9 protein-coding genes and 2 pseudogenes are annotated in these 7,459 nt (G+C 65.2%); 4 read left to right on the top strand and 7 right to left on the bottom strand.

Going from position 1 to position 7,459, the window contains the following annotated elements; genetic code table 11:
• Positions 1 to 526: pseudogene (locus QOC76_RS09425) on the top strand (MarR family transcriptional regulator); the annotation flags it as partial.
• A 31-nt stretch (positions 527 to 557) separates the two neighbouring features.
• Here the strand turns inward: QOC76_RS09425 and QOC76_RS09420 are convergent.
• The 3 genes from QOC76_RS09420 to QOC76_RS09410 all read right to left on the bottom strand — a co-directional run bounded on the left by QOC76_RS09420 (position 558) and on the right by QOC76_RS09410 (position 2,616).
• Positions 558 to 1,130, bottom strand: a complete 573-nt coding sequence (locus QOC76_RS09420; RefSeq protein WP_526356527.1) for an NADPH-dependent FMN reductase — start codon at positions 1,128 to 1,130, stop codon at positions 558 to 560.
• 130 nt (positions 1,131 to 1,260) lie between these two features.
• Positions 1,261 to 1,974 carry an MIP/aquaporin family protein gene (locus tag QOC76_RS09415; RefSeq protein WP_526356525.1) on the bottom strand — a complete coding sequence of 238 codons (714 nt, stop codon included), beginning with the start codon at positions 1,972 to 1,974 and terminating at the stop codon, positions 1,261 to 1,263.
• 186 nt (positions 1,975 to 2,160) lie between these two features.
• Positions 2,161 to 2,616: a VIT1/CCC1 transporter family protein gene (locus tag QOC76_RS09410; RefSeq protein WP_526356523.1), complete on the bottom strand. Its 456-nt coding sequence runs from the start codon at positions 2,614 to 2,616 to the stop codon at positions 2,161 to 2,163.
• Between the two features lie 382 nt (positions 2,617 to 2,998).
• Here QOC76_RS09410 and QOC76_RS09405 point away from each other — a divergent pair, with 382 nt between their 5' ends.
• Together QOC76_RS09405 and QOC76_RS09400 are read left to right on the top strand one after the other, a co-directional pair.
• Positions 2,999 to 3,472 carry a DUF2231 domain-containing protein gene (locus tag QOC76_RS09405; protein WP_526356521.1) on the top strand — a complete coding sequence of 158 codons (474 nt, stop codon included), beginning with the start codon at positions 2,999 to 3,001 and terminating at the stop codon, positions 3,470 to 3,472.
• 34 nt (positions 3,473 to 3,506) lie between these two features.
• A complete protein-coding gene (locus tag QOC76_RS09400; RefSeq protein WP_526356531.1) occupies positions 3,507 to 3,917 on the top strand; it encodes a hypothetical protein in 411 nt (136 codons plus the stop codon).
• Here the strand turns inward: QOC76_RS09400 and QOC76_RS09395 are convergent.
• Positions 3,808 to 4,038, bottom strand: coding sequence for a hypothetical protein (locus QOC76_RS09395; protein ID WP_526356529.1), 231 nt, complete (start codon positions 4,036 to 4,038; stop codon positions 3,808 to 3,810). The two genes, QOC76_RS09400 and QOC76_RS09395, sit on opposite strands and share 110 nt — an antisense overlap.
• Positions 4,039 to 4,070: 32 nt before the next feature.
• A complete protein-coding gene (locus tag QOC76_RS09390; protein ID WP_526356519.1) occupies positions 4,071 to 4,406 on the bottom strand; it encodes a ferritin family protein in 336 nt (111 codons plus the stop codon).
• A 299-nt stretch (positions 4,407 to 4,705) separates the two neighbouring features.
• On the opposite strand from QOC76_RS09390, the gene QOC76_RS09385 reads away from it, so the two are divergent.
• Positions 4,706 to 5,767, top strand: a complete 1,062-nt coding sequence (locus QOC76_RS09385; RefSeq protein ID WP_526356517.1) for an IS110 family RNA-guided transposase — start codon at positions 4,706 to 4,708, stop codon at positions 5,765 to 5,767.
• A 240-nt stretch (positions 5,768 to 6,007) separates the two neighbouring features.
• On the opposite strand, the gene QOC76_RS09380 is transcribed toward QOC76_RS09385, so the two are convergent.
• Complete coding sequence (locus tag QOC76_RS09380) at positions 6,008 to 6,295, bottom strand: hypothetical protein (protein WP_526356515.1); 288 nt, start codon at positions 6,293 to 6,295, stop codon at positions 6,008 to 6,010.
• A 362-nt stretch (positions 6,296 to 6,657) separates the two neighbouring features.
• Positions 6,658 to 6,789, bottom strand: a pseudogene (locus QOC76_RS09375) (Mtp family mycobacterial-type pilin); the annotation flags it as partial.
• Between the last annotated feature and the right edge of the window lie 670 nt (positions 6,790 to 7,459).

Raw genomic sequence — 7,459 nt, 5'->3', positions numbered from 1 at the left:
CGACGCGGTGGGCCACGGCAGCGATGGTGAGCACGTTGTCGGACAGCGCTTTCCGATCGACCCGCCGTTCGGCCTGGTGGCGATGGCGTGGCGAGACGATGCCGAGGTAGAGCGCTGGCTGCGAGGGGTCACGCCGCGGCTCGCCCAGGCCGACATCGACCAGCACCGGCAAGTGCTCGCCGACGTCCGCGCCCGCGGCTACGGAGCGTGGCGATTCGACGACGCCCATGCGTCGCTGCACGGTCGGGTGGCCGGAATCTTGGCGTCGCTGGAACCCACTGCCACGGTGGCACGGCAGCTGACCAAGCTGATGACAATCGTCACTCTGCGGTCGATTACAAGTACTCTCCAAACAGATTTTTTGGCAACGGAATTCGTTGTCCTGCCGATCTTCGGGCTGACCGGCCAACCTGAGTACCAGATCGAGATCCACATCAGCCATCCCGACACTCTCACGCTCGACTTACTGAACACTGCGCTCGAGACTGCGCAGAACGAACTGACGCCAGGTGTATCGGCCCGCTGACACAATTCAAGCGATCAACAGCGTGGCGCGCCTATTCGCCGCTGCCTCGGCCATCTCGACTTTGGACCGCGGCGGCGAGAGAGGTCAGGATTTCCGGCATCGCGACGGCGATCTCCTCGTCGTCGACGGGGTGGACGCTGGCGAAGCGGATGTGTGCCGCAGGCACCGACAGCTTGAGATCATCGAGCACATCTGCCCCCGCGATGCGTGCTGCCTTGCGCGCGTCATCGTGTGCCCACACCCCGCCGTACTGACCGTGTGAGGCCCCGATGACAGCCACTGGCTTCCCGCTGATGACGCCGACGCCGAACGGACGCGAGATCCAATCGATGGCGTTCTTGAGGGCGGCGGACATCGTGCCGTTGTATTCAGGGGTCACGAGCAGAAGCGCGTCGGCCGAATGAACTTCGGCACGCAACCTGTCAGCAGCCGCGACGACCCTCGGCTGGTCGATGTCTTCGTTGTACAGGACGACATCGGCGAGGCCGTCGAAGATGTCGACCGAGATGCCGCTGGGTGCGAGCTTGACGGCCGCCTCGGCGAGGCGGCGGTTGTCCGAGCCGGAGCGAAGGCTGCCCACCAGCGCCAGAATTCGGGTGCTCATGTTGATCCTTACGTAGTCGATTTCTTGGTGAGAGGGAGTCTGGGCGGCAACGATGGCGCAATGCGTACAACGACGCCGGTCCCAAGAACTGCGCTGTGGAAAAGGTGTGACTCGACTGGACTGAGTCGGCTTATTTGTCGTCGGGGTTGAGGGCCAGGAAGGTCGATCCGGCGGCGGCGCCGGCGATGAGCTGCGCCACCAGGTACACCCACAGCGTCGGCCAGGCGAAGATTCCCATCACCGCACCGGCGACGGTGACCGCAGGGTTGAACGCGCCACCTGAGATGCCGCCGACCGCGACGGCGCCGGCCAGCACCGTGAACCCGATCGCTAAGCCGTAGAAGGAGTTGGTCGGGTGGTCTTTACTGGTCGCCACGTTCAGTACGACGTAGCACAGCGCGAAGGTGAACAGCAACTCAACGACGAACGCCGCCAATAGAGTTGGGCCGTTGAGGGTCAGTGTCGCCGGGGCGGCGGTTTGCGTCGAATCGATGATCGTGCGCACCAGCAGCGCCGCGATCAGCCCGGCACCGATCTGGCTCAGCCAGTATGCGAGCGCATCACGCGCACCGATCCGGTGGCGTATCAGCGCGGCCAGAGTGACCGCGGGGTTGTAGTGCCCGCCCGAGAGGTGCCCACCGGCATAGACCATCACCATCAGTGCCGCGCCGATGGCAAGTGGGGCCAGAGGGCTGCGACTGCCCACGGCGGCGCCAACCGTGAATACCAGAAAGAATGTTCCGATCGCCTCGACCGCGTACTTCACCGCCGGTCGAGGGCCGGTTGCGATGACGGGTTCGGCGGTGAGTTGTTGAGTCGATGCGGGAGATGTGCTGAGGTCCATGGCTTTCCACAGTCGTACTCCGGCCAGTATTAGTCGTCATAGCTAACCGCCGACTATCCTTACCGCTACTACTACTTGTGGTTTACCCGGTGGCGGTAACGAGACCTGGGGTCTCGTTGACGGTTGACGCCTGTGGCAAACAGCGGACGACCGGCAAGAGTTGGCGATACTCGTCCGGGCCGCCGATCACCACCCGCAACACGGCGCGGCCGACGCGGCTCCCACCGATACGTGCGCTGAGCGAACCCGCGAGCCCAACGCGACCAGCACGGCGACGAAGGTCACGGGAAGCCGAACCGTCTGGTGGCAACAACATAGCGAGCAGGGTAACAGCGCTCCGACCGTGAACGACGCTGCAGACACGGCCGCCGCGAGCAGCGGATCGGCTAAATCGTCTGGGCCAAGCCGCAATTCGACATCGACATGGCCGGCCAGCGCGTCATGGACCGTCAACTCGGCGGCGACTTGCGCCGCGGTCCGCGAAGAGACGCCCTTGGCCTCATATGTCGCCGCCAGTTCGTCCAACTCCGCGGCATCTCCGGCAACTCTCGCCGGTCCCGGGCGAGCAGCGACTTGTCGCTGTCTGGCTGACTCGACACCGACACATATTCGCCGGAGCGCCATCGACACCGCGCCGGCCACCAGGCCCGCCAGCCCAGCGGTGAATTTGGCGCCACGCGCCGTGGTGGCCCCCGACAGACACGATTCCGTCGTTCGCGCCCAGCACCACCGCCCGAAGCCAGCTAGGCCGACTGGACAACCGCCCTGTGGGGTTCGACGGCGTCGCGCGAATCGCGGTTTCCAGCCGCGTCGCCCGTGCCGCCCGGTAAAAATCCGGACGGGGCGGAAATTGCGTACCGTCAGCAATCTACGACTCCCAACCCGACCCTGGACCGTCCCGCTAGCCAGCTAAGCCTTACCGCACTTGCCACTTCGTCGGCTGCACCCGGCAGGACGTTCAGGTTCACCTTAAGAATCGGTAGTACATTCGGGCTGGAATTTCACCGCCAGAGGGAGGAAGGCGATGACAACCGTCAACGGCCTGCCGAGCCATGTTCTTTTCGTGCACTTCATCGTCGTATTGGCCCCATTGACCGCGCTGCTGGCCATCCTGTGCGCTGTGTGGCCCGCAGCGCGGCGCCGCCTGGTGTGGCTGGTGCTGGGACTCGCCGTCGTCAACGCTGCGCTCACTCCCATCACCACGCACGCCGGTGAATGGCTCGAGAACCGTGTCGGGCGCTCACCACGACTGCACACGCACACCGAACTCGGCGACACGATGCTCTACTTCTCGATTGCCCTACTCGTCGCCGCGATACTGCTAGCTCTGCTGCATGTGCGGGCCAGCCGGGCCGGTTCGGTGAATACCGTTGCCGCGGTTGCCATCGCGGTTGTGGTCGTCGTCGCGAGCGTCGCCACCACGGTGCAGGTCTACCGCATCGGAGACTCGGGGGCGCAGGCGGCGTGGGGCGACACCGCAGCCGCGTCCACACCTTGACGCGTTCTGCTGCAACACCGTTGACGGGGGCGCGGTGTTACCCACCGCCGAGCTGGACGCCGGTAAGGGCGCCGACGCCGTGACCGATCAAGTAGACGAGCAGTGCCGCGCCGCCACCAATCAGCAACTGTCGCATCCCCGATCGCAGGCCGCCGCGGCCGTTGAGGACACCGATCACCGCCCGACGGCCAACGAGGCGAGGCTCGCCAAGACGATCGCGGTGATCAGCGCCGACCAGCCCGACGAGAACATGTACGGCGGGACGACCACAACCTCTCCGCCGCGAACGCACCGAGACTGGACAGGACGGCCACGGCGAGCCGAGTTCGTCGGGATCAAGCCCGGGCTTTTCGCGCGCTATCGAGTCGAGCGCCGCCTCGCGGTCTTTCATGATGGTCGCGCGACGCTCTCGGCCTCCTCTGCGTACAGCCCTTTGGCGCGGTAGATCCGCGCCAGCTCCTCGGCCTCAGCCTCCGGTCGTCGCGCAGTTCCTGTTCCTCCAGGGTGATCTCGCCTTGATAGGCCTCGCGCTGGCTCCGCATCAGGATGTATTCACCTGCGGCCATCGACAGCGCTCCCGCGCAGCACATCCCGATCGTCACTGTCGCCACCGCGCAGTTGCGTCAGCACCCGGGCGTGTGAACGTTTCGGAAACGGCCATGTCCGACGTGACCTCGGGGTCGTCCCGGTACATGCCTGCGTCAGCGCGCACGGCGCGCTCAAGATACGGCACTACCGCATCGATGGAGAACCGCCGCGCCAGCCACGAGAACACCCGCGTACGCGAGCCACGGCTCCACGACTCCGGCACGGGCTCGCCCAGTTCGACCAGTTTGCCCGCCCAGTGCTCGGCGTGGCGCCGCTCGACCGCTGCCAGTTGGTTCAGTATTTCCTGTCGCTGGCCGTGCGCGGCTTCCGCGAGGCCGTCATACAAGTCGGCACTGTGAACCGCCTGTAAGTCTTTACACGGCTGGCCCGGTGCTGGCTGACAGGATCGGTGTCGCCGTCCTGGTTGGGTGTGACTCCTGAATCGTCTGGCCCCGTGAGGGTGCCCTTCCCGGGATCTGTCCACCCGATCGAGGGCGGCGACGCCGGCCCGGTCTTGCTTCGGTGGCTTGATTAGAAGCCTGCCCGACCCGTTGCCGCGGGTCGTGGCCCGTTACAGGCCTGCCCCGAAGTTCTTTCCGGGCCGACGCCGATACGACGTCGCCTATCGGAAGGAACTCAGTCGCAATGCCCATCGTCGCAGAGCAATACACGTTTGTCATCGGAGTCGACACCCACGCTGCCACCCACTCATTGGCGCTGGTCAATACCTCGACGGGGGCGGTCGTCGATCAGTCAGTGTTTCCGAACACGCCGCCAGGACTCGACCGCGCATTGACCTGGATCATCAGCAGGATTGACGGGCGGTCGGCGCTGGTCGTCATCGAGGGAGTCGGTTCCTATGGTGCAGGACTGGCTGACCGGGTAACCGCCGACGGACTGTTGGTCGCCGAGCCGTCGGCGATGCCCGCTGCGCAGCGTCGCGGTGTCGGTAAGACTGATGCCTTGGATGCGGTTCGTATCGCACGCTCGGTCCTGGCGGTCGACACCTCGCGGTTGCGGTGGCCACGGGCCACCGGCCCGCGGGTGGTGTTGCGCGTGCTGGTCGTGGCCCGTGAGCAGATGGTTAGTGAACGCACCCGGGCCATCAACTCTTTGACCGCGTTGTTGCGCACGATCGATCTGGGAGTCGATGCGCGGAAGGCGCTGTTGCACAGTCAGTTCAAGGTGATCGCCGGGTGGCGTGAACGGAGAGAGGATTCCGTCGTCCGCACCTGCCGACAAGAAGCCATCCGGTTGGCCAAGCACATCGTCGCTCTCGATGGCGAACTGGTCGACAATCGCAAGGCTCTCGATGTCGCCATCGCAGACACTGCCCCAGAACTGTGCGAGCTGCCCGGCGTCGGCTCGGTGGTCGCTGCGTCCGTCTTGACGGCCTGGTCGCACCCTGGCCGCGTGCGCTCCGAAGCGGCGTTCGCCGCACTAGCGGGCACTTGCCCAATACCCGCGTCCTCGGGAAACACCCTGCGGTACAGGCTCAATCGCGGCGGGGATCGGCGCCTCAATCGAGCGCTGACCACCGTGGTCATCGTGCGCATGCGCACCCACGCACCAACCAAGGCCTACGTCGCCCGGCGGCGCGCGGAAGGCCGGACCACCAAGGAGATCATGCGATCACTCAAGCGCTACATCAGCCGACAGCTCTACCGAACCCTCGCCGCAGCACATCCCGTCCCGACAACCCCTTGACACGATATAGAAGCATCCCGGTGAGTCAGGAGACGGTTAGTTGAGACTCCCGCTCCTGATATCGGCCCGTCATCCTGCTTGGGTGGCGTCCCGACATGACGTTCTAGTTCGGCGGCTGGGTGTCCGGCGGCCCGCGCCGGCGAGGGGTCACCGGCGCGGGCCTGTCCTTGGGTAGGCGATCCTTCACCTACGAGCAGCGGTATCAGCTAAATGCAGCCTTCAGCGCAAGCTCGTTGACCGTTACCGGCGCCAGCCAAACCAGTTACCCCAGCCGTTATCGCCGTGCCAGCCGCGGTCACCGTGCCAGCCGCCGCGGTCACCGCCGCCATGAAACCCGCCGCCCTGGAAGCCGCCGCCGCCGTGACCGGCGGTCTGGACGATGTTGGGGGCCACGGCCGCCGGCGCGCTGGCGATCATTGCCGGTTGAGCCGGCGCAGTTTGGGCCATGGCCGCTGGTGCGGCGGCGATAGCCACCGCGGCAGCGCCCGCCGCCAACACTGGTGTGATGTATTTCAGTCCTACTCGCATGGTGCTACTCCTTTGGTGGTCCAATCTGGACTCATCCCAAGAATTGCGCTCCAGCGAACCCACGTCGTCACCGCTGACACCCATCCATGCCCCCCACCAACTGGGATCCTTGCTTTACCTGTCAGCAGCCAGCGGCGCTGCAGGTGATTCCCAGATGGAAGGGGCACAATGATGCGCGACCCACGCGGCTTCTACGGCCAATACCCCGCAGTCTGAACACCTTCCGCCTCGGCGCGCCATCCAAGATCCCCAAGGGGTGGCGGGCCGACCGCGGCGTTAGGGGCGGCGATGGAACACCAAACCAGGGCCCGGCCCGACGGGTTCAACACCGACGGGCGCCGATCATCGGCGCAGACCTACCGCCGAAAATCGTTGTTGTGGTTGTCGCCGTCGCCATCGCGGTGGTGATCGTCGTGGCAAGTATTCCAGTCGAAGTTGAAGCCCCATTCCGGGCGCCAGAATTCCCCCGGGCACCAGTGGTACAGCGGCGCAGGGCCAAAACCGGGCTAGGCTTGGGCGGTACCCGACGCCAGCCCCAAACCTCCGCACACCAACATCGTCGTTGCAAACCCTATGATTCCTCGTTTCATGACTACTTCAACGCCCCACGAGATGCCCTCGGCGGCTTCGTATTAACCTGGCCAGGATCGTATAAGTCGCTGGGCGTCGCCTCAAGCCGATCGCCTGAGGCTGATCCCTCAGTGGTGGTCCGAGTCGTGGCGCGGTTAGCGCAGGAAGCTGTTCGCGATGCAGGGTCAGCTCGTCGGAACCACCCACGGGAGTGGATAACCCAACCACCACGGCGGTGCCCAAACGGGCACACTCTCGGCCCCAATCGAGTGTTAGTCGGGCAGCAGGCGCGCCTCGGGCACGGTGGCGGACACACCGCATGGACCTGCCGAACCTGCGATCAGACGGTGTACGGTCTGCCCCTGAACACTCAGTGCACATGCCTAGACGGTGCGGCGCGAGTGCGTATCTCCAACGTGAACCTGATCGACACGGGTGGCGGGCCGATTTCTGTAACCAGACGCACGCGAAATCTAGTCGGCGCCTGTCGAAGTAGCCCCGCGCCAACTATCCGGGGCGCCTAAGGGTCAACCTGTCGTGGTGAGGACTAAGCAGCCGGATCGAAGTGAGACACACCTGCGATGGTGTTCATTG

Source organism: Mycobacterium sp., from assembly GCF_032159565.1.
Taxonomy (GTDB): domain Bacteria; phylum Actinomycetota; class Actinomycetes; order Mycobacteriales; family Mycobacteriaceae; genus Mycobacterium.
Note: the sequence above shows the minus strand (reverse complement) of the source record. Positions and strands in the feature narration are given on the sequence as shown.

Bases quoted from the DNA above. Each gene is read 5' to 3' on its own strand.
- QOC76_RS09420 (WP_526356527.1), bottom strand. From the start codon at position 1,130: ATGAGCACCCGAATTCTGGCGCTGGTGGGCAGCCTTCGCTCCGGCTCG.
- QOC76_RS09415 (WP_526356525.1), bottom strand. From the start codon at position 1,974: ATGGACCTCAGCACATCTCCCGCATCGACTCAACAACTCACCGCCGAA.
- QOC76_RS09405 (WP_526356521.1), top strand. From the start codon at position 2,999: ATGACAACCGTCAACGGCCTGCCGAGCCATGTTCTTTTCGTGCACTTC.
- QOC76_RS09395 (WP_526356529.1), bottom strand. From the start codon at position 4,038: ATGGCCGCAGGTGAATACATCCTGATGCGGAGCCAGCGCGAGGCCTAT.
- QOC76_RS09385 (WP_526356517.1), top strand. From the start codon at position 4,706: ATGCCCATCGTCGCAGAGCAATACACGTTTGTCATCGGAGTCGACACC.
- QOC76_RS09380 (WP_526356515.1), bottom strand. From the start codon at position 6,295: ATGCGAGTAGGACTGAAATACATCACACCAGTGTTGGCGGCGGGCGCT.